This window comes from Actinosynnema pretiosum (assembly GCF_024171695.1).
GTDB classification, from domain to species: Bacteria; Actinomycetota; Actinomycetes; order Mycobacteriales; family Pseudonocardiaceae; genus Actinosynnema; species Actinosynnema pretiosum.
Genome location: NZ_JAMTCF010000006.1, coordinates 483,992 through 503,789, shown reverse-complemented (window position 1 = coordinate 503,789; position 19,798 = coordinate 483,992). Strand labels below are relative to the sequence as shown.

The following is a 19,798-nucleotide window of genomic DNA, read 5'->3' as shown; positions in this document are numbered from 1 at the left end:
TGCGCCCCCGACGGCACGCTCGACTCGTCCAGATCGTTCGAGATCGTCAGGTTCTCCGCCACGAAACCCGCACCCCGCGCGAAGAACGACGCGCTGTTCGACGTCCCGTGCGTGTACGCGCTGTTGTTGTAGACGATCACCGTGCCCGACGGCCCCGACCCCAACCCCCGCAACGTGATGTTCGGCTTGTTCGCCGGAACGGTCACCACCTCGCGATAGGTCCCCGCCTTCACCGTGATCACCGTCCGCGCCGAGCTGTTCGCCGGCGCCGCGTTCACCGCGTCCTGCACCTTCCGATACGTCCCCGAACCATCCGCCGCCACCGTCGGCTTCTCCGCCGACGCGGCAGGGGTGAACAGCCACTGCTTGTTCGAGTTGGCCGTGCACCCCTCCTGCACGACCGGCACGCCGAGACCCTGCCCGGCGTCCTTGTTCGACAGGCACAACCCGCTGGCCACGTTGATCAGCTGGTACGTCCCGGACCCGGAGGCGGTGAACCGCCACCGCTGCATGGTGTCGCCGGAGCAGCTCCACTGCTGGGCCTGCACGAAGTACTCGGTGGTCCCGTAGGGGATGTCCAGGCACTTGCCGGTGGCCACGTTGACCATGCTGAAGGTGCCCGACCCGGCGTCCCGCAGCGTCCACTGCTGCATGGCGCCGTTCCAGCAGTCCCACTGCGCGACCAGCGCGCCGTTGGCGGTGTTGCCGTCCAGGACGTCCAGGCACTTGCCGCTGTTCTTCACGGCAACGGTGTAGGTGGTCCCGGCCGCAGGGGTGGCCGCGGACGCCGCAGTGGTCGTGGCGACCACCGCCGCCCCCGCCATCAGGACCACGGCGGCGGCCGACAGCGCGGTGGCCAGCCTCCCGCGCCCTCTCTTGTTAACGCTCACATTCGATTCGCGCACACTCGTCCTCTCGCAGGCGTCGTCGCCCGCCGCGCCCGCGCAGGGGCGGGAGCGGCGACCACACAGACACCGGCGAGCGCGCGGTCATAACGGATTCCGCGCGAATTGCGCCGAACGGAGTCGGCCCTGCGGTCGAACGGGTCAGTTCCGGAAGGGGTTGTCCTCCGCGAACCCGTCCAGCAGCGACGCGAGCAGGTCGCGCGCGAAGTCCCGCACCGGCGGGACCAGGATGATCAGAGCCACCAGCAGCGCCGCGTACAGCGCGCACCCGCCGCTCCTGCGCTTCGAGGCCACCGCCCACCTCCCGAGTTCGATCTCACCCCTATACAACCACCCACCGCTGACACCTCCCCCCGGCCGGGGGTCACCCGGTGGAGCGGGGGTTTGCGGCGCGATCCGTCGCTCGGACCGGTCTACTTCGCCGATCGGCGCGGCGACCTCCCGCCTACCGGTGGACATTGCTCCACGTAGGGGTACCCGAGTCGAACCGGAGTTGACCCATGCCCGCTGCACGGGGTGCGCACCGCTTCGCGGTGGTCGGAGCGATCGCGCTGCTGGTGCTCGGCGTCCTGTGGTGGGACGTGCCCGGCGTGCTGCGCGCGGTCGGCACCGGTTCGATCACCGGCCAGGCCTACGTGGACGCCAACGACGACGGCGTCCGGCAGGGCGGTGAGACCGCGCTGGCCGACGTGCCCGTCCGGCTGACCGGCAGGCGCGACAACTGCCCGGTGGGCGAGCAGCCCGACTGCGCGGCGTCCGCGACCACGACCACGTCCGCGACCGGCGAGTTCACCTTCAGCGGCCTTGAGGCGGGCCTGTACTCGGTCACCGTCGCCCGTCCCGCCGGGTACGCGGACGGCAAGTCGGCGGCGGGCGCGGCGGGCGGGTCGCGGAGCGCGCCGAACCAGATCAGCGGCATCCGGGTGGACAGCGGCGCGGCGGCCACCGGGTACTCGTTCGGCATGAGGATCGGGGCCGTCACCGGCACCGCGTGGGTGGACAACAACGCCAACGGGACGATCGAGGACGACGAGCACGAGTGGCTGGAGGACGTGACCGTCACGCTCGTGAAGTCCGACGAGACCCCGGTGGCGACCACGACGACCTCCACGACCGGCGACTACAGCTTCGACGCCGTGCTGCCGGGTGACTACGTCGTGCGCGCCACGCTGCCCGCCGGGTACGGCGCGGCCTCGCCCACCTCGGTGCCGTTCACCCTGGCGTCCGGGCAGGGCAGGCACGTGGACTTCTCGATGGTCAAGGGCGCGCTGGGCAACTTCGTGTGGCTCGACGCCGACCGCGACGGGCTGCAGGGCGTCGGGGAGGAGGGGGTGCCGGGCATCGCCGTCGAGCTGCACCGGGAGCCGGGCGGGGTGGTCGACAGCCAGCTGACGGACGCGAACGGCGAGTACTACTTCGTCGGGCTGGACGAGGGGACGTACTTCATCCGGGTGGAGAAGCCCGCCGGAACGGTGTTCACCCAGCGCGACAAGTCCGCCACGGTCGGGTCGCACGTCGACGCGGACGGGTACTCGTCGCCGGTGGAGATCAAGGTCGAGAACAGCGGGATCACGCAGGACATGACGCTGGACGCGGGGTTCTACGAGCTGGCGCAGGGCGAGACCCCGCCGACCACGACCACGACGGCCCCGACGACGACCACCACGACCACGCCGCCGACCACCACGACCACGGTGCCGCCGACCACGACAACGGTGCCGACCACGACGACCACGACGACCACGGCCCCGACCACGACCACCACCGGTCCGCCGACCACGACGACCGGTCCGACGACGACCACGGGCGTGACCACCACCGCCCCGACGACCTCGACGACCGCACCCACCACGACCACTCCGCCCACCACGACCACGCCGCCGACCACGACCGCCCCCGCCACACCCACCACCACGGCCCCGCCCCGCACCGACCTGGGCGTGCAGTTCGCCGTGGACAACCCGAAGCCCGCCGTGGGCGACAAGGTCACCTTCACCACCGTGGTCGTCAACCGGGGAACCGCGCCGGTGGAGGGCTCGCGGGTGACGATCACCCTGCCGGACGGCCTGCGCCCGGAGACCGGGACCGGCCGGAACCTGCGCAGGGCGCTGCTGGCCCAGGCGGGCTGGACCTGCCAGGCGAACGGCCAGCAGCTGACCTGCGCGAACCCGGCCGTGGTCCAGCCGGGGGCCTCGTTCGAGCCGCTGACCGTGGTCACGACCGCGACGGCCCCGGTCCTGCCGCAGGCCACCACGGTGGCGGTCGCCCTGTACGACGGCACCCCGGACGACAACCCGGACAACGACGGCACGACCCCGGTCCTGGCCACCCCGACCACGACGAGCCCGGTGCCCGGCACGGTGACCGAGCTGATGCCCACCCAGCAGCCCACCACGGCCGCCCTGGCCACCACGGGCCGCCCGGCGCACGCGCTCCTGCTGACGAGCCTGGTCCTGATGGTCCTGGGCGCCGGCCTGCTGGTGACCACCCGCAAGCCCGCCACCGGAGGCCGCCACCGCGCCGCGCGCCGAACCGACTGACCACGGGTGACCTGCCACGGGCGACTGAACACGGGTGACTGGCCACGGGTGACCGGCCACGGATGACCGGCCACGGGCGACTGGCCACGGATGACCGGCCACGGACGACTGGCACGGGCGACCGACCACGGACGACTTGCCACCGCGCGGGCGCCGCACCTGAACCGGGTGCGGCGCCCGCGCCGCGTTCGGGGCCGCATGTCGTATCCGGGGCTGTGCCGTGTTCGGGACCGCGTGTCGTGTCCGGGGCCGCATGTCGTATCCGGGGCTGTGCCGCGTCCGAGATCGCATGTCGTGTCCGGGAGGCCGTGCTGCGTCTGGTGGCTGTGCCGCATCCGGGGGGCTCGTGCTGCGTTCGGAGGAGGCGTGCCGTGCTCAGGGGCGTGTGCTGCGTCCGTGACCCGTCCCGCGTCCAGGGCCCTCCCCGCGCCCGAAGACCCGCGTCGGGGCCGCGTACCGGGGAGCGGTCCGCGCGGCCATCGTCGCGATCGTGGCGGGCAGGCGCCAGTGGCCGGTCACGGGTGGAGCAAGCGGCCTGCGGCCCTGCGGACCACCGCGCCCGGTCGTCGCAGAGCACGTTCCGCTTCATCCGGAGCAGTTCGTTCACGCCGCGCAACCTCAGGGCCGCCCAGCGGTGTGCTTTCCGCGACGGCGGCTCGTCTCAGGGCCTCCGCGTGAGCGAGGAGGACACATGCCTCTCCGGAAAGTGCTCTCCGCCGGGGCGGTGGCGGTGCTCGCGGCGGCAGTGCTCACCGTGACCGGTCCTCCCGCGCCCGCCGCACCCGGTGGCGCCCCGACGACCCCGTCCCGCCCCGTCCCGCACGGCGCCGTGACCCTGCTGACCGGCGACACCGTCACCGTCGCGGGCGACGACCTCCGCATCACCCCCGGCGCCGGTCGCGAGAAGATCGTGTTCCACCGCTCCGGCAGCCACGTCATCCCCTCCGACGTCGTGGCCGACCTCGGCTCCGGCAGGCTCGACCGCGCCCTGTTCGACGTCACCGGCCTGATCGCCGCAGGCTACGACGACGCGCGCTCCGACCACCTCCCGCTGATCGTCACCGACACCGGCGGCCCCGAGGCCGCGAGGCCGCAGGGCTCGGACGTCCGTGACCTGCCCAGCGTCGACGGCTACGCGCTCAAGGCCGCTAAGTCCCGCCCCCTCCTAGGCGCCGCCGAGCGCGCGCCGGGCCGGATCTGGTTGGACGGCCGCGTCTCCGCCACCCTGGACCGCAGCGCCGCCCAGATCGGCGCCCCCACCGCCTGGGCCGCAGGCCTCACCGGCGCGGGCGTCCGGGTCGCGGTCCTGGACACCGGCGTCGACGCCACCCACCCCGACCTGGCGGGCGCGGTCGTGGAGTCCGCGAACTTCAGCGACAGCCCCGACGCGACCGACCGGATGGGCCACGGCACGCACGTCGCCGCCACCATCACCGGTTCCGGCCGCTACCAGGGCGTCGCGCCGGACTCGCGCCTCCTCAACGGCAAGGTGCTCGACGACAGCGGCGGCGGCTCCCACTCCGCGATCATCGCCGGGATGGAGTGGGCCGCCTCCCGCGCCGACGTGATCAACATGAGCCTGGGCGGCCTGGCCACCGAGGACGACCCGATGGCGCTCGCGCTCGACCGGCTCACCGCCGAGACCGGCGCGCTGTTCGTGGTCGCGGCGGGCAACTCGGGTCCGAGCCCCGCCACGGTCCTCAGCCCCGGCAGCGCCGCCTCCGCGCTGACCGTGGGCGCGGTCGACCGGGACGACGTCCTCGCCCCGTTCTCCTCGCGCGGCCCCAACGTCGGCGAGCACGTGCTCAAGCCGGACGTCACCGCGCCCGGCGTGGGCGTCGTGGCGGCGCGGGCGGGCGCGCCGGACGGGCACGTCCCGATGTCCGGCACGTCGATGGCGGCCCCGCACGTCGCGGGCGCCGCCGCCGTCCTGGCCCAGCAGCACCCGGACTGGCGGGCGCCGCAGCTGAAAGCCGCGCTGATGGGCACCGCCGTCGACCCGAAGGGCGCGACGGTCTACGAGCAGGGCGCGGGCCGCGTCGACCTGGCCCGCGCCACCACCGGATCGCCCCTGCTGGCCGACCCGCCGTCGCTGAGCCTGGGCGTCCAGCGCTGGCCGCACGACGACGGCGAGCAGCCCGCGCCGCGCACCGTCGCCTACCGCAACACCGGGGACCAGTCGGAGGAGGTCGCGCCGACCGCCGTCCTGCGCGACCCCTCCGGCGCCGAGCTCCCCGGCGCGGTCGTGGTGTCCCCGCCGTCGGCGACCGTCCCGCCGGGCGGCTCCGCCGAGTTCGTCGTCACCACGACCCTGCCCGACGGCGCGCCGCCCGGCGCGTACGGCGGGGTGCTGCTCGCCGGTGACGGCACGCGCGTCCCGATCGGCGTCGTCCGCGAGGGGGAGACCCGCGAGCTGCCGGTCCGGGTGCTGGACCACACCGGTTCGCCCACCGCGCGGTACGAGTACGAGCTGGTCGACGTCGAGACCGGCGTCCGCTACAGCTCGTTCGACCCGTCCGGCTCGACCACCGTCCGGGTGCCCGTCGGCGACTACCTGCTGAGCGCGGAGGTCACCACGGGGGAGCGCGTCACCACCTTCGTCGAACCCGCCCTGAGGATCGACCCCTCCTCGGTGCTGGAGCTGGACGCCCGGCTCGGGAAGCCGCTGCGGGTGCGGTTGGACGAGCCGGGCGCGGTCGTGGTCGACGTCTCCGCGAGCACCACCGTCGAGCTCCCCGGCGTCCCCGGCGGGCCGCACCGCGTGGGCGCGTACGGCTCGGACCCGGAGAACGTGCTGCTCGCGCCGTCGAGGACCACCTCGGCGGCGGCCGAGACGACCCTGGAGGAGACGCTGGTCCCGCCCGCCGGGTTCACCGGGACCCCGTACCAGTACGGGCTGAAGTGGATCGCCGAGGGCGGTTTCCCCGCCGACCTGCGCCGCGACGTCCGCAAGCGGGACCTGGCCCGCGTGGACACCACCGCTGCCGCCGTGGGCAGCGGGAACCTGGTGTGGCACGACTTCCGGGCCAGTCTGGCCGCGCCGCACTCGATCCGGCTGCACTACAGCCCGGACGTGCCCTGGCGGCAGTGGAAGCACGTCCAGGCGGGCGAGGTGACCGCCGCCTACCAGAGCCGCACGAAGGACGTGGTCTACCGCAAGGGACAGGTGCTGCGCGAGTCCTGGTTCCGGGGCGTGCTCGGCCCGGCGTTCCCGGAGGTGGCCGAGGGCGCCCCGCAGCACGTCTCCCGCTGGGGCGACGAGCTGTTCTACTGGCCTCCCCTGTTCACCGACCAGGGCGCCGACCACCGGGGCGGCCGGAACGACACGACCGAGCGGGTCGTGCTCACCAGGGACGGCGAGGTGCTGCTGGACGAGCTGCTGGAGGGCTACCTGCTGGTGAACCTGCCCGCCGACCCCGGTCGCTACGAGCTGAGCACCGACGTGACCGGCGGCGCCGGGTTCGAGGTGTCCACGGCGGTGAGCGCGAAGTGGGGCTTCCGCTCGGCGCGCACCGAGGCCGAGGAACCGCTGCCGCTGCTGGCCGTCCGCTACGCCCCCGACCTGGACGAGCGCAACCGGGCGGCGCGCGGCCGGGTGACGATCCCGTTCTCCGTGCAGCGCAACGGGAGCGCGGAGGCGCCTGACGTGCGCAGGCCGAGCGTGGAGGTCTCGTACGACGACGGGAAGACCTGGCGGGCGGCCCCGGTGAGCGGGCGCGACGGCAAGTGGTCGGCGACCGCGGTCAGCCCGCCGGGGGCGTCGTTCGCGTCGCTGCGGGCGTCCACTTCGGACTCTTCGGGGAACTCGGTGGAGCAGACGATCATCCGGGCGTACGCGTTGCGCTGACACCGCTGGAGCGTGACGGCACGTGCCCCGGTGGCGCCGTCCACCGGGGCACGTCGCCTTTCCCGGTCGCCGGGAATCGCCGGTGGAGCAAGGGGGGTGCGGCCCGGCGGCCCACCGCCCCTGCCACCGGGACCCCCGGTTCCGCCGCACGCGGAGCAGTTCGTTCACGGCGGGCAACCTCACGCCCCGCCGGGGGAGTGCCATTCCCGACGGCTGCCCGACCTGAGGGCCGCCGCGCGAACGAGGAGGATCGATGCCTCTCCGCAAACAGGTCTCCACGGGGGTGGTGGCGGTGGTCGCGGCGGCGGCGCTCACCGCCACCACCGCCACGGCGGCGCCCGGCGCCGGACCCGACCGGCCGGACGCGGCCGGACCCGGCGTGCGCGGCGCCGTCACCCTGCTGACCGGTGACACCGTCACCGTCCGGGGCGACGACGTCGAGATCGACCCCGGTCCCGGCCGGGACGGGATCGCCTTCCAGCGCTCCACCGAACCCGGTGTGCTGCGCGTGGTCCCCGCCGACGTGGCGGCGGACGTCGCGTCGGGCAGGCTCGACCCCCGGCTGTTCGACGTCACCGGCCTGATCGCGGCCGGGTACGACGACGCGCGCTCCGACCACCTGCCGCTGATCGTCACCGGCGCCGCCGACACCGCCCGCGTGGCGGGCGAGGGGGTCCGCGACCTGCCCAGCGTCGACGGCTACGCCCTCAAGGCGCCCAAGTCCCGCCCGGTGCTCGCGGCGGGCGCCGAGCGCGCGGGCGGCCGGATCTGGTTGGACGGCAAGGTCTCCACCGCCCTCGACCGCAGCACCGCGCAGATCGGCGCACCGGCCGCCTGGGCGGCGGGCCTGACCGGCGCGGGCGCCAAGGTCGCCGTCCTGGACACCGGCGTCGACGCCACCCACGCCGACCTGGCGGGCGCGGTCGTCGAGTCGGCCAACTTCACCGACACCGCCGACGCGGACGACAACTTCGGCCACGGCACGCACGTCGCCGCCACCGTCACCGGCGCGGGCAGGTACCGGGGCGTCGCGCCGGACGCCGAGGTGCTCAACGGCAAGGTGCTCGACGACACCGGCGGCGGCTACGACTCCTGGATCATCGCGGGCATGGAGTGGGGCGCTGCCCGCGCCGACGTGGTCAGCATGAGCCTGGGCGGCCCCGCCACCGACGGCACCGACCCCATGTCTCTCGCCGTCGACCGGCTCACCGCCGAGACCGGCGCGCTGTTCGTGGTCGCGGCGGGCAACTCGGGCGCGCCGGGCACGGTCGGCAGCCCCGGCAGCGCGGCCTCCGCGCTGACCGTGGGCGCGGTCGACCGGGACGACGTCCTCGCCCCGTTCTCCTCGCGCGGCCCCAGGACGGGCGACAACGCGATCAAGCCGGAGATCACCGCGCCGGGCGTGGACATCGTCGCCGCCAAGGCGAAGAACGGCGGGATCGGCACCCCGGTGGACGACGCGCACGTCGCCCTGTCCGGCACCTCGATGGCCACCCCGCACGTCGCGGGCGCCGCCGCCGTCCTCGTCCAGCAGCACCCGGACTGGCAGGCGCCGCAGCTGAAAGCCGCGCTCATGGGCACCGCCGTCGACCCGAAGGGCGCGACCGTCTACGAGCAGGGCGCGGGCCGCGTCGACCTGGCCCGCGCCACCACGATCCCGGTGCAGGCCGCTCCCGCCGTGCTGGACCTGGGCACCCTGCGCTGGCCGCACGACGACGGCGAGCAGCCCGCGCCGCGCACCGTCGCCTACCGCAACACCGGCGACCAGCCGCAGACCCTGCCGCTGACCGCCGTGCTGCGCGACCCCTCCGGCGCCGAGCTCCCCGGCGCGGTCGCGGTGTCCCCGTCCTCGATCACCGTCCCGGCGGGCGGCACGGCCGAGGCGACCGTCACCACCACCCTGCCGCCCGGCGCGCCGCTCGGCTCCTACAGCGGCGTGCTGCTCGCCGGTGACGCGGTGCGCGTCCCGATCGGCGTCACCCGCGAGCCGGAGAGCTACGACGTCGCCGTCACCGCCACCGACCACGCGGGCGCGCCCGCGTCCGACTACGGGTACGCGCTGTTCAACCTGGAGACCGGCGACCGCTACAGCAAGGTCGACGCGTCGGGCCGGGTCACCGTCCGGGTGCCCAAGGGCTCCTACGCCGTGCAGGGCCAGGTGAGCACCGGCGAGCGCACGACGCTGTTCGTCGAACCCGCCTTCGAGGTCGGCGGCCCGGCGAGCCTGGAGCTGGACGCCCGGCGCGGCGTGCCGCTGAAGGCGGAGGTCGACGCGCGCGGCGCGGAGATCGGGTTCGTCATGGCGTCGACGTCCATCCCCTTCGGCGACAGCTCGGTCACGGCGGGCGGGTCCGCCGGGAGCGCCGAGGCGCTGCTGCTGGCCCCGTCGCTGACCCGCGACGAGGACGCCGAGACCAGCCTGTACGCGACGCTGGCCCGGTCGGACGGCGAAGGCGGCTTCACGGGCACCCCGTACCAGTACCGGCTGCGCTGGGACAACGACGGCGGCATCCCCGCCGACGCCGGGAGGTTCAGGCGGGTGCGCGACCGCGACCTCGGCCGGGTCGACGCCACCGCCGCCTCGGTGGCGGACGAGTCCTGGGTGGTCTACCCCGAGAACGCGGTGGTGCCCGCGCCGAGCACGACCCGGCTCTACTACACGCCGGACGTCGAGTGGACCCAGCACAGCCTCGTGCTGGAGTCCCCGGACGCGCCGGTCGTCAAGGCCTTCCAGGGCAGGCCCGTGCCGAAGGTGCTGCGCAAGGGCGAGGTGACGCGCGAGGGGTGGTACCGGGGCGTGCTCGGACCGGGGTTCCCCCTGCTGCCGGAGGCGCCCGCGTTCAGCGCCGGGCGCATCGGCGACACGGTGATCTACTACCCCGACCTGTTCACCGACCGGGAGCCCGGCCACTACGGCGGTCGCAACGGCGTCACCGGGAAGATCGTGCTCAGCCGGGGCGGTCAGCCGGTGGCGGAGGCCCCGACGGCGCAGCAGCTCGTGGCGCTCGTGCCCGCCGAGACCGGTGACTACGTGCTGACCGCCGACGCGGTCAGCGACGGCTACGACGTGTCCACCGCGGTGAGCGCGCGCTGGGGCTTCCGCTCCGGGACCGCGCAGGAGGCGACCGCGCTGCCGCTGCTGGCGGTCCGGTTCGCCCCCGACCTGGACGAGCGCAACCGGGCGGCGCGCGGCCGGGTGACGATCCCGTTCTCCGTGCAGCGCAACGGGAGCGCGGAGGCGCCTGACGTGCGCAGGCCGAGCGTGGAGGTCTCGTACGACGACGGGAAGACCTGGCGGGCGGCCCCGGTGACGGGGCGGAACGGCAAGTGGTCGGCGACCACGGTCAGCCCGCCGGGGGCGACGCACGCGTCGCTGCGGGCGTCCACTTCGGACTCGTCCGGGAACTCGGTGGAGCAGACCGTCATCCGGGCCTACGCGTTGCGCTGACACCGCTGAAGCGCGACGAGGAGGGGGAGCGGGTCCCGGCGCAGCCGTGCGCCGGGGCCCGCTCCCGCAGCGGCCCCCGGCGGAAGCTCCGCCGGGGGCCGCGTCCGATCGCGGGGATCAGACCAGGTCGTACCGGTCCAGGTCCATGACCTTGGACCACGCGGCGGCGAAGTCGCGGGCGAACTTCTCCTTCGCGTCGTCGCTCGCGTACACCTCGGCGACCGCGCGCAGCTCCGAGTTCGAGCCGAACAGCAGGTCCACGCGGCTGCCGGTCCACCTGACCTCGCCGGTGGCGCGGTCGTGGGCGGCGTACGTGCCGTCACCGGCGGGCTTCCACTCGACCGCCATGTCCAGCAGGTTCACGAAGAAGTCGTTCGTGAGGGTCTGCGGCGCGGTGGTCAGCACGCCCAGCTCCGACTGGCCCTGGTTGGCGCCCAGCACGCGCAGGCCGCCGACCAGCACGGTCATCTCCGGCGCGCTCAGGTCCAGCAGGTTCGCCCGGTCCAGCAGCAGGTACTCGGCGGGCAGCTTGTGGCCGGGGCGCAGGTAGTTGCGGAACCCGTCGGCGGTCGGCTCCATCGCGGAGAACGACTCGACGTCGGTCTGCTCCTGCGAGGCGTCCGAGCGGCCCACGGTCACCGGCACGTGCAGGTCGAGGCCCGCGTCCTTGGCGGCCTGCTCGACGGCGGCCGAACCGCCCAGCACGACCAGGTCGGCCAGCGAGACCTTCTTGCCGCCGGTCTGCGCCGAGTCGAAGGCCTCCTTGACCTCCTCCAGCTTCTGCAGCACCTTCGCCAGCGACTCGGGGTCGTTGGCCTCCCAGCCGCGCTGCGGCTCGAGGCGCACGCGGGCGCCGTTCGCGCCGCCGCGCTTGTCGCTGGCGCGGAACGTCGAGGCCGACGCCCACGCCGCCGACACCAGCTGCGAGATCGACAGGCCGGAGTCGAGGACGCGGCGCTTGAGCTCGGCCACGTCGTCGGCGTCGACCAGCTCGTGCTCGACCACCGGCAGGCGGTCCTGCCAGAGCAGCTCCTCCTGCGGCACCAGCGGGCCGAGGTAGCGCTGGATCGGGCCCATGTCGCGGTGGGTCAGCTTGAACCAGGCGCGGGCGAACGCGTCGGCGAACTCGGCCGGGTTCTCGTAGAAGCGGCGCGAGATCTTGCCGTACTCCGGGTCCTCGCGCAGCGCGATGTCCGAGGTGAGCATGGACGGCGCGCGGTTGAGCTCACCGGACTCCGGGTCCGGCACGGTGCCCTGCGCGGCGTTGTTCTTCGGCTTCCACTGCCAGGCGCCCGCCGGGCTCTTGGTGACCTCCCACTCGTAGGTGAAGAGGTTGTGGAAGAACCAGTTGCTCCAGCGGGTCGGCGTGGGGGTCCAGGTGACCTCCAGGCCGCTGGTGATCGTGTCGCGACCGCGACCGGAGCCGAAGGTGTTCTTCCAGCCGAGGCCCTGCTCCTCCAGCGAGGCGCCCTCGGGCTCGGGGCCGACGTGCACGTTCGGGTCGGCCGCGCCGTGGGTCTTGCCGAAGGTGTGGCCGCCCGCGATGAGGGCGACGGTCTCCTCGTCGTTCATGGCCATCCGGCCGAACGTCTCGCGGATGTCGCGGGCCGAGGCCACCGGGTCCGGGTTCCCGTTGGGGCCCTCGGGGTTGACGTAGATCAGGCCCATCTGCACGGCGGCGAGCGGGTTCTCCAGCTCGCGGTCGCCGGTGTAGCGCTCGTCGCCGAGCCAGGTGCGCTCGGGGCCCCAGTACACGTCCTGGTCAGGCTCCCACACGTCCGCGCGGCCACCGGCGAAGCCGAAGGTCTTGAAGCCCATGGTCTCCAGCGCGCGGTTGCCCGCGAAGATCATCAGGTCGGCCCAGGAGATCTTGCGGCCGTACTTGCGCTTGACCGGCCACAGCAGGCGGCGCGCCTTGTCCAGGTTCCCGTTGTCCGGCCAGCTGTTCAGCGGCGCGAACCGCTGCATCCCGGCGCCCGCGCCACCGCGGCCGTCGTGGGTGCGGTAGGTGCCCGCGCTGTGCCAGGCCATGCGGATCATCAGCGGGCCGTAGTGGCCGAAGTCGGCGGGCCACCAGTCCTGCGAGGTGGTCAGCAGGGCGTCCACGTCGGCGGCCAGCGCGTCCAGGTCGAGCGTGGCGAACTCGGCCGCGTAGTCGAAGTCGCCGCCCATGGGGTCGGCCACGGGGGAGTGCTTGCGCAGGATGGCGAGGTTGAGCTGGTTGGGCCACCAGTCGCGGTTGCTCCCGCCCTCGGTCGGGTGCGAGAAGCGGCCGTGGGCGACGGGGCAGCCGCCCGCCTCCTCGACGTTCATGTCACCGACGACGGCGTTGGGGCTGTCGGACACGGGAGATCCTTCCGGGAACGGGAACAGCGGTCGGACGCGGGGTGGTCCGGTGTTCGTGCGGTGTGGTGGTGGTGTTCAGCGCGTGGAGGCGCAGTCGGGGCACAGGCCCCGGTAGACCACCTCGGCCTCGTCGATCACGAAGCCGTGGGAGTTCGAGGCGGTGAGGCAGGGCGCCTGGCCCACCGCGCAGTCCACGTCGGCTATGGCGCCGCAGGTCCGGCACACCACGTGGTGGTGGTTGTCGCCCACGCGGGCCTCGTACCGCGCGACCGAGCCGGGCGGCTCGATGCGGCGCAGCAGACCGGCGGTGGTGAGCGCGCGCAGCACGTCGTAGACGGCCTGGTGCGACACGGCCCCGAGCGCGCCCCTGACCACGCCGATGATCGAGTCGGTGTCGGCGTGGGGGTTCGCGTGCACCGCCGACAGCACGGCGACCCTCGGCGCGGTGACCCGCAGCGAGGCGTCGCGGAGCAGCTGCTGGAACTCGGTGGACGTGGGCACGGGGGGAGTGTGGCGGATAAAGTGGAACTAATCAAGTATTGGACTGTTTCCGCTGTTCGTCGTGGTGCCCCGCCCCCGTCCGGAGCATGTCGGGCTTCCGGGCGCGTGGACAGGGCGGAACGGCGGATCGCCCCCGGACGGGTGATGGGAGTCGTCGGTTCGGGAGCGCGCGGACGCCGAAGTCCCACGACCGCCGGGCGGTCGTGGGACTTCGGGGGTGCGGGTCGCCGCGCGGCGAGGGGGCGCGCTCAGACGGTGAAGCCCGAGATCAGCCGCTGGAGCTCCGCGGAGGACCGGGACAGCGAGTCGGCGGTGTCGCGGGTGGTGGTGGCGCCCGCGCTGGTCTCGCCCGCCGCCTGGGCCACGGTCGCGATGGAGCGCGCGATGGAGTTCGCGCCGTCGGCGGTCTCGGCGACGTTGCGGCTCAGCTCGCCCGTGGTCGCGGTCTGCTCCTCGATGGCCGAGGCGATGGTGAGCTGGGTGGCGCTGATGTCGGAGACGACGTTCTGGATCTTCGAGATGGCGGCGACCGCCTCGGTGCTGCCCACCCGGATCGCCTCGATCTGCCTGGCGATCTCCTCGGTGGCCGTCGACGTCTGGAGCGCCAGCTCCTTCACCTCGCCCGCGACGACCGCGAAGCCCCGGCCCGCGGCGCCCGCCCTGGCGGCCTCGATGGTGGCGTTGAGGGCGAGGAGGTTGGTCTGCTGGGCGATGTCGTTGATCAGCTTCACCACCGAGCCGACCTCCGCCGACGACTCGCCCAGGCGCGTCATGGTCGCGTCGGCCTCGGCGGCGGTGCGCACGCCGTCGTCCGCGATCCGGGTCGCCCTGGTGGCGCTGCTGGAGATCTCCGCGACGGCGGCGTTCATCTCCTCGGCGGCGGCGGCCATCGTGGTGACGATCGCCGACACCTCCCCGGCGCTGGTGCTGACCGTGCCCGCGCGGTCGCTCGTCGACCGGGCGCCGTGCTCCAGCTGCACGCTCACCGCGCTCAGCTCCTCGGCCGCGCCCGCCACGTCCTGCGAGGTGGCGGTGACCTCGCGGACCAGGCCGCGCACCCGCTCCAGCAGCCGGTTGAAGCCCTCGGCGGCCAGCGCGATCTCGTCGCGGCCCGCCGCGTCCGCGCCCTTCGTCAGGTCGAGGGTGTCCGCGACGCCGACGAGGTCGTCGCGCAGGGCGTTCAGCGGGTGGGTGATCGAGCGGACCAGGAGCGCGGCGAGGGCGGCGCCCAGCAGCAGCGCGGCGACACCGCTGACGATCAGCAGGGTGGTGGCGCCGTCGGCCGTGGCGTTCGCCTGGGCGACGGCCTCGTCGCTGCGCGCGAGGACGGACGCCACGATCTGGTCGATGTCCTTGGTGATGCGCTCGAAGATGGCGATCTCGTCGACCAGCACCAGCTTGTCGGCGGCGGCGGCGGACTCGGGGGTGCCCAGCCGGTAGTTCGCGACCACCTGCTGGTCGAGCTTCATGAACTCGGCGAAGTCCGCGACGGTGGCCTCGTAGTGCCGGTGCTCGGCCTCGGTCAGCCCGGCCGCGCCGAGGGCGTCCAGCTCGGTCGCGAAGTCCTGCGACGAGGTGAGGAAGGCGGCGCGCGCGGCCGAGGTGTCCGAGCCCGCGCTCGCGCCGTTGAGCGCCACGTCGAACGCGTAGGCGGTCTGCCAGCCGTTGAAGTCGGCGGAGCGGAACTTCACCTGCTGGGCGACCCTGGTGGTGTCCTGGTCGGTGTCGACGACGGCCAGCGCCCGCTGCTGGTTCGACAGGGCGACCACGCCGAGGACGATCGTGGCCACCAGGAGGACCATCAGGACGGCCATGACCGAGACCAGGCGGGTGCCGATCGTGAGTTTGCGCAGTGTCGCGAGCATGGCTGACCTCTGACGTCGTCTGGCTCCGGTGGCGGGCGTCGTGCACCCGGTGCAGACGGCACGGGCCGGGCGGACCTGAGGACGTCGGTGGACCCGCTCGGGTGGGGGTCAGAGGTCGCCGAGGTCCCGGCTGATCCAGCCCGGCGTGTCGAACCGGATCGGCAGGACGCCCACCAGGGCCTCCAGCTGGGCCTCGAACCGCTCCAGCTCCGCCTCGCCGAGCTGCTCGGCCCAGCGCGCCCGCAGCTCGTCGAACACCGCCTCGCCCTGGGTGAGCACCTCGACCCCCGGCGGCGTCACGCGCAGGCGCTTGCGGCGGGCGTCGCGCGGGTCGGCCTCGGTGGTCACCCAGCCGCGCTCCTGGAGGACGGCGATCGTGCGGGCGGCCGACTGCTTGGTCACGGACAGCCGCCTGCCCAGCTCCGAGGCGCTCTCCGCGCCCGCCGCGATCGCGCGCATGGCGAAGTCGTGGACCGGGCGCACGTCGTCGTAGCCGCGCCGGGCCAGTTCGGCGATCGCGGCGTCGGTGAGCGTGCGGAAACCGCCCAGCAGGGCCAGGGCCAGGTCTGCGCCGGAGCGTGGCATGGCGGGAGCGTACGGCACCGGCCTGGACAAAAGACAGTCTGGGTGTCTATCGTTGCGCCGCAATCGACAACTTGACTGTCTATTTGGGGGTTCTGCGGTGATCACTCACCACAACGCGCAGGTCAACGGCACGACGCTGCACTACGTGTCGGCGGGCGACAGCGGCGCGCCGATCCTGCTGGTGCACGGGTTCCCGGAGACCTGGTGGGCGTTCCACCGCCTCATCCCGCTGCTCGCCGCCCGGCGTCGGGTGTTCGCGGTCGACCTGCGCGGGTTCGGCGACTCGGCCGTCGCGGGGCCGGACTTCGACGCGGCGGTCGCGGCGGAGGACCTGCACGCGCTGATCGGGCGCCTGGGGGTGGGGCCGGTGCACGTGCTCGGGCAGGACTTGGGCGGCGGGGCGGTGTTCCGGCTGGCGGCGCGGCGCCCGGAGGACGTGCTCGGGGTGATCGCGGTCGAGACCGCGCTGGCCGGGTTCGGGTTCGAGCTGCTGACCGATGTGGCGCGCGGAGGGGCCTGGCACATCGGAGCGGTGGCGGCGGAGGGGGTGCCGGAGCTGCTGCTGCGCGGGCGGGAGCGGGAGTTCCTGCGGTACGCGTTCGACGGGATGGCGGCGGCTCCGGGTGCGGTGGGCGAGGCGGACCTGGCCGAGTTCGCGCGCACGTACGCCCGGCCCGGCGGGTGGTCGGGGGCGGCCGGGCTGTACCGGGCGGCGCTGCGGGAGGGGGAGGAGCTGCGGGCGCTGGCCCTGGAGCCGGGGGTGCGGGCGCCGGTGCTCGCGGTCGGGGCCGGGACCGGCGGGTTCACGGCGGACACCATGACGCGGGCGGTGGGGGACGTCGTGGACGTGCGGCTGGACGGGGTGGGGCACTGGGTGGCGCTGGAGGCGCCGGAGCGGCTGGCGGAGGTGGTGCTGGGGTTCACCGGCGGTGGGCGGGGCGGTTGACGCCCGCCGGCCTGTCGTGCGGGCGCGCCGCGCCCGCCGACTTCCCGGACGGCTCGAACTCCCCCCACGCCTTGGTGTTCGACGACACGAACCTCAGTCGGTGCTGTCCCGGTGTGATCTCCTTGAAGCGCGCGGCCCCCTTCTTCGGGTCCGCCGAGCGCGGTTCAGCGGACCCCTCGTAGACCGTGTGCACGCGAAAGGACCGGGCGGACTCGATTTTCGCCTTGAACTTCTTCCTGTTGCAGAGCAAGAGGCTTGAAATTTGCACCACTGTTCTGCGGGCTGTGGACAGGATTTACCTGTCGTTTAGGCGCTTTATCATTATCTGATTGAATTCGTCTGCATCTGCTTCTAGTTCGAACCTTCCGTAGCCGTCCTCTATCATGAAGCTTTCCAGGCTTGGGGAAGCTATGACTTCAACCTCGACTTCGCTTGACTTGAAAGTCATGAACCAACTCCACGAGGTGAAACCTGAAGGCTCGGAAGAAGGTTCTATGGATACGGCGAGGGGGATGTTCAGTTTTTCTGCCTCGTTTTTTACTTGATTCGCAGTGGACTCTGCTTTTTTGTATAGCGCGTTCCACGCGGGAAGCTTTTTCTGGCTCATTCGTGCCACTTGCCCTTAACTGATGTGGGGTCACAGAAAAGATCCTTGTGTGGGGCGGTTTTCCGTGACCGCGCGCAATCCTGAAAGTCGCAATCCCGCCCTTCCGGTCGTGCTTTCATTTGAGGTGGCGTGAATCACTGCTTGAAATCGATCGTCTGCGCGGTGGGTCGCTGATCCCTTGCCGGGAGCGCGTCACCCCACTGGCGGCCCCACCGCCGCCAGCAGCCCCAGCTTCTCGTGCGTCTCGCTCCCCGGCACCGCCGTGTACACCAGCAGCAGGTGCGACTGCACCGGGTCCACCAGGGTCTGGCACTCCAGCTCCAGCCTGCCCAGCTCGGGGTGCTCGAAGCGCTTGCCGCCGTCCGGCTTCAGGCCCACCTCGTGCGCCTCCCACAGCTCCCGGAACTCCGCGCTGCGCTCCAGCAGCAGCCCCACCAGCCGCGCCGCCTTCGAATCCGGGCCGCGCAACGTCGCCACCTCCCGCGAACCCGCCACGTACACCCGTGACAGGTAGTGGTGGTCCTCCGGCGCGTACAACGTCCGGTACCCCGGATCGGTGAACCACCGGTACCCCAGCGAGCGCGCCGGACCGGTGTACCGGGTCGTATCACCGGTCAGAGCGACACCCATCGGGGTCTGTCGCAGCGTCTCGCCCAGTTCGGTGACGATCTCCGCCGGGGTGTCGCCCAACCGGTCGAACACCCGCAGCATCCCCGGACTGATGTGCTCCCCGGTCGCCCCACGGGCGGGTGGGTGGTGGCCCGCCAGTCGGAACAGGTGGTCGCGCTCGGCGAGCGACAGGTGCAGCCCTTGCGCGATCGAGGCCAGCATCTGCTCGGACGGCTGAGGTCCGCGCTCGCGCTCCAACCGCGAGTAGTAGTCGGTGGACATGTGGCACAACATCGCCACCTCCTCCCGCCGCAACCCGCTGGTCCTGCGCCGCCGCCCGCGCGGGAGCCCGACGTCCTCGGGCTGGAGCGACTCCCTGCGCCGCCGCAGGAACTCGGCCAACCCGACCCGGTCGATCACCACGCGCAACCCCCTCAGCCTCACCGTCACCCGTTCTTACCGCCCAGCCCACCGCCGAGCCACGGATCGGCGATCCCCCTCTCCCACCGGGGGACCGCCGATCCGAGGCTCACCGCGCCGTTGCCCACACCCGTGAACAGGCCGAACCTCGGAGGCGCAGCACGTTCCACCACGACCAGGAGTTGAGCCCAGTGCCGAACGCCATCGACCTCACCCTCCCCGACCTCACCGGACGGCGCGCCGTCGTCACCGGCGCCAGCGACGGCGTCGGCCTCGGCATCGCCGCCAGGCTCGCGGCGGCGGGCGCCGAGGTGCTGCTGCCCGTCCGCAACCCGCGCAAGGGCGAGGCCGCGCTCGCCGAGATCCGCAGGCGCACCCCCGGCGCCACCGCCTCGCTGCGCCCGCTCGACCTGTCCTCCCTGGACTCCGTCGCCGCCCTCGGCGAGGCGCTGCGCACCGAGGGCGCCCCGATCCACCTCCTGGTCAACAACGCGGGCGTGATGACCCCACCCGAGCGCCAGAGCACCGCGGACGGCTTCGAGCTCCAGTTCGGCACCAACCACCTCGGCCACTTCGCCCTGGTCGCCCACCTCATGCCGCTGCTCAGGGCGGGGCGGGCGCGGGTGACCACGCAGCTGAGCGTCGCGGCGAACCAGGGCGCGATCAACTGGACCGACCTGAACTGGGAGCGCTCGTACAGCGGCAGGCGCGCCTACAGCCAGTCCAAGATCGCCGCAGGCCTGTTCGGCCTGGAACTGGCCAGGCGCAGCCGCGAGGGCGGCTGGGGCGTCACGAGTACCCTGTCCCACCCCGGCATCGCCCCGACCAGCCTGCTCGCGGCCCGTCCCGAACTCGGCAGGTCCGGCGACACGGCGGGCAGGCGCCTGATCCACCTGCTGGCGTCGACCGGCCTGCTCGTCGGCACCCCGGACACGGCGGGCCTGCCCGCCCTCCTGGCCGCGACCACCCCGGACCCGGCCCCGTTCTACGGCCCGAGCGGACCGGGACGGCTCGGCGGCCCGCCCGCCGAGCAGGAGCTGTACTCGCGGCTGCGCGACAAGGACGACGAGGCCCGGCGGCTGTGGGAGGTGTCGGAGGAGCTGACCGGGGTGAGCTTCGCGCGGGTGTGACGGACGCGCGGTGGGGCCGGGGCCCCGAGGCGCGAGCGACCGCACCGCC

13 protein-coding genes are annotated in these 19,798 nt (G+C 73.3%); 5 read left to right on the top strand and 8 right to left on the bottom strand.

Features of this window, described 5'->3' with window-relative positions:
* The coding region (locus LV78_RS15370) for a pectinesterase family protein (protein ID WP_253845952.1) at nucleotides 1-890 on the bottom strand (890 nt) is incomplete at its 3' end.
* A 156-nt stretch (nucleotides 891-1,046) separates the two neighbouring features.
* Nucleotides 1,047-1,199, bottom strand: a complete 153-nt coding sequence (locus tag LV78_RS15365) for a hypothetical protein (protein ID WP_253845951.1) — start codon at nucleotides 1,197-1,199, stop codon at nucleotides 1,047-1,049.
* A 206-nt stretch (nucleotides 1,200-1,405) separates the two neighbouring features.
* Between LV78_RS15365 and LV78_RS15360 the strand changes: the two genes are divergently transcribed.
* The 3 genes from LV78_RS15360 (at nucleotide 1,406) to LV78_RS15350 (ending at nucleotide 10,740) form a co-directional block, all read left to right on the top strand.
* The gene (locus LV78_RS15360; protein ID WP_253845950.1) at nucleotides 1,406-3,445 is read left to right on the top strand and encodes an SdrD B-like domain-containing protein; all 2,040 of its coding nucleotides are present in this window, start codon (nucleotides 1,406-1,408) and stop codon (nucleotides 3,443-3,445) included.
* 691 nt (nucleotides 3,446-4,136) lie between these two features.
* Entirely contained in the window at nucleotides 4,137-7,292 is a 3,156-nt protein-coding gene (locus tag LV78_RS15355) for a S8 family serine peptidase (protein WP_253845949.1), read from the top strand.
* A 253-nt stretch (nucleotides 7,293-7,545) separates the two neighbouring features.
* Complete coding sequence (locus LV78_RS15350) at nucleotides 7,546-10,740, top strand: S8 family serine peptidase (RefSeq protein ID WP_253845948.1); 3,195 nt, start codon at nucleotides 7,546-7,548, stop codon at nucleotides 10,738-10,740.
* A 117-nt stretch (nucleotides 10,741-10,857) separates the two neighbouring features.
* Here the strand turns inward: LV78_RS15350 and katG are convergent, their stop codons facing one another.
* The 4 genes from katG to LV78_RS15330 all read right to left on the bottom strand — a co-directional run bounded on the left by katG (nucleotide 10,858) and on the right by LV78_RS15330 (nucleotide 16,037).
* Nucleotides 10,858-13,086, bottom strand: coding sequence for a catalase/peroxidase HPI (gene katG, locus LV78_RS15345; protein ID WP_253845947.1), 2,229 nt, complete (start codon nucleotides 13,084-13,086; stop codon nucleotides 10,858-10,860).
* Between the two features lie 75 nt (nucleotides 13,087-13,161).
* Nucleotides 13,162-13,587 carry a Fur family transcriptional regulator gene (locus LV78_RS15340; RefSeq protein WP_253845946.1) on the bottom strand — a complete coding sequence of 142 codons (426 nt, stop codon included), beginning with the start codon at nucleotides 13,585-13,587 and terminating at the stop codon, nucleotides 13,162-13,164.
* Between the two features lie 248 nt (nucleotides 13,588-13,835).
* A complete protein-coding gene (locus LV78_RS15335) occupies nucleotides 13,836-15,452 on the bottom strand; it encodes a methyl-accepting chemotaxis protein (RefSeq protein WP_253845945.1) in 1,617 nt (538 codons plus the stop codon).
* A gap of 108 nt (nucleotides 15,453-15,560) precedes the next feature.
* Nucleotides 15,561-16,037 (bottom strand): MarR family winged helix-turn-helix transcriptional regulator, encoded by a 477-nt coding sequence (locus LV78_RS15330; RefSeq protein WP_253845944.1) that lies wholly within the window; start codon nucleotides 16,035-16,037, stop codon nucleotides 15,561-15,563.
* 97 nt (nucleotides 16,038-16,134) lie between these two features.
* Between LV78_RS15330 and LV78_RS15325 the strand changes: the two genes are divergently transcribed.
* Entirely contained in the window at nucleotides 16,135-16,983 is an 849-nt protein-coding gene (locus LV78_RS15325; protein WP_253845943.1) for an alpha/beta fold hydrolase, read from the top strand.
* A 295-nt stretch (nucleotides 16,984-17,278) separates the two neighbouring features.
* On the opposite strand, the gene LV78_RS15320 is transcribed toward LV78_RS15325, so the two are convergent.
* Together LV78_RS15320 and LV78_RS15315 are read right to left on the bottom strand one after the other, a co-directional pair.
* Entirely contained in the window at nucleotides 17,279-17,590 is a 312-nt protein-coding gene (locus tag LV78_RS15320; RefSeq protein ID WP_253845942.1) for a hypothetical protein, read from the bottom strand.
* Between the two features lie 192 nt (nucleotides 17,591-17,782).
* Nucleotides 17,783-18,619 carry a helix-turn-helix transcriptional regulator gene (locus tag LV78_RS15315; RefSeq protein WP_253845963.1) on the bottom strand — a complete coding sequence of 279 codons (837 nt, stop codon included), beginning with the start codon at nucleotides 18,617-18,619 and terminating at the stop codon, nucleotides 17,783-17,785.
* 191 nt (nucleotides 18,620-18,810) lie between these two features.
* On the opposite strand from LV78_RS15315, the gene LV78_RS15310 reads away from it, so the two are divergent.
* Complete coding sequence (locus LV78_RS15310) at nucleotides 18,811-19,749, top strand: SDR family oxidoreductase (protein WP_253845941.1); 939 nt, start codon at nucleotides 18,811-18,813, stop codon at nucleotides 19,747-19,749.
* The last annotated feature ends 49 nt before the right edge of the window (nucleotides 19,750-19,798 follow it).

What these genes read in the sequence shown, in the direction of transcription:
- LV78_RS15360 (WP_253845950.1), top strand. Translation starts at nt 1,406, where the DNA reads ATGCCCGCTGCACGGGGTGCGCACCGCTTCGCGGTGGTCGGAGCGATC.
- LV78_RS15355 (WP_253845949.1), top strand. Translation starts at nt 4,137, where the DNA reads ATGCCTCTCCGGAAAGTGCTCTCCGCCGGGGCGGTGGCGGTGCTCGCG.
- LV78_RS15350 (WP_253845948.1), top strand. Translation starts at nt 7,546, where the DNA reads ATGCCTCTCCGCAAACAGGTCTCCACGGGGGTGGTGGCGGTGGTCGCG.
- LV78_RS15335 (WP_253845945.1), bottom strand. Translation starts at nt 15,452, where the DNA reads ATGCTCGCGACACTGCGCAAACTCACGATCGGCACCCGCCTGGTCTCG.
- LV78_RS15330 (WP_253845944.1), bottom strand. Translation starts at nt 16,037, where the DNA reads ATGCCACGCTCCGGCGCAGACCTGGCCCTGGCCCTGCTGGGCGGTTTC.
- LV78_RS15320 (WP_253845942.1), bottom strand. Translation starts at nt 17,590, where the DNA reads ATGAGCCAGAAAAAGCTTCCCGCGTGGAACGCGCTATACAAAAAAGCA.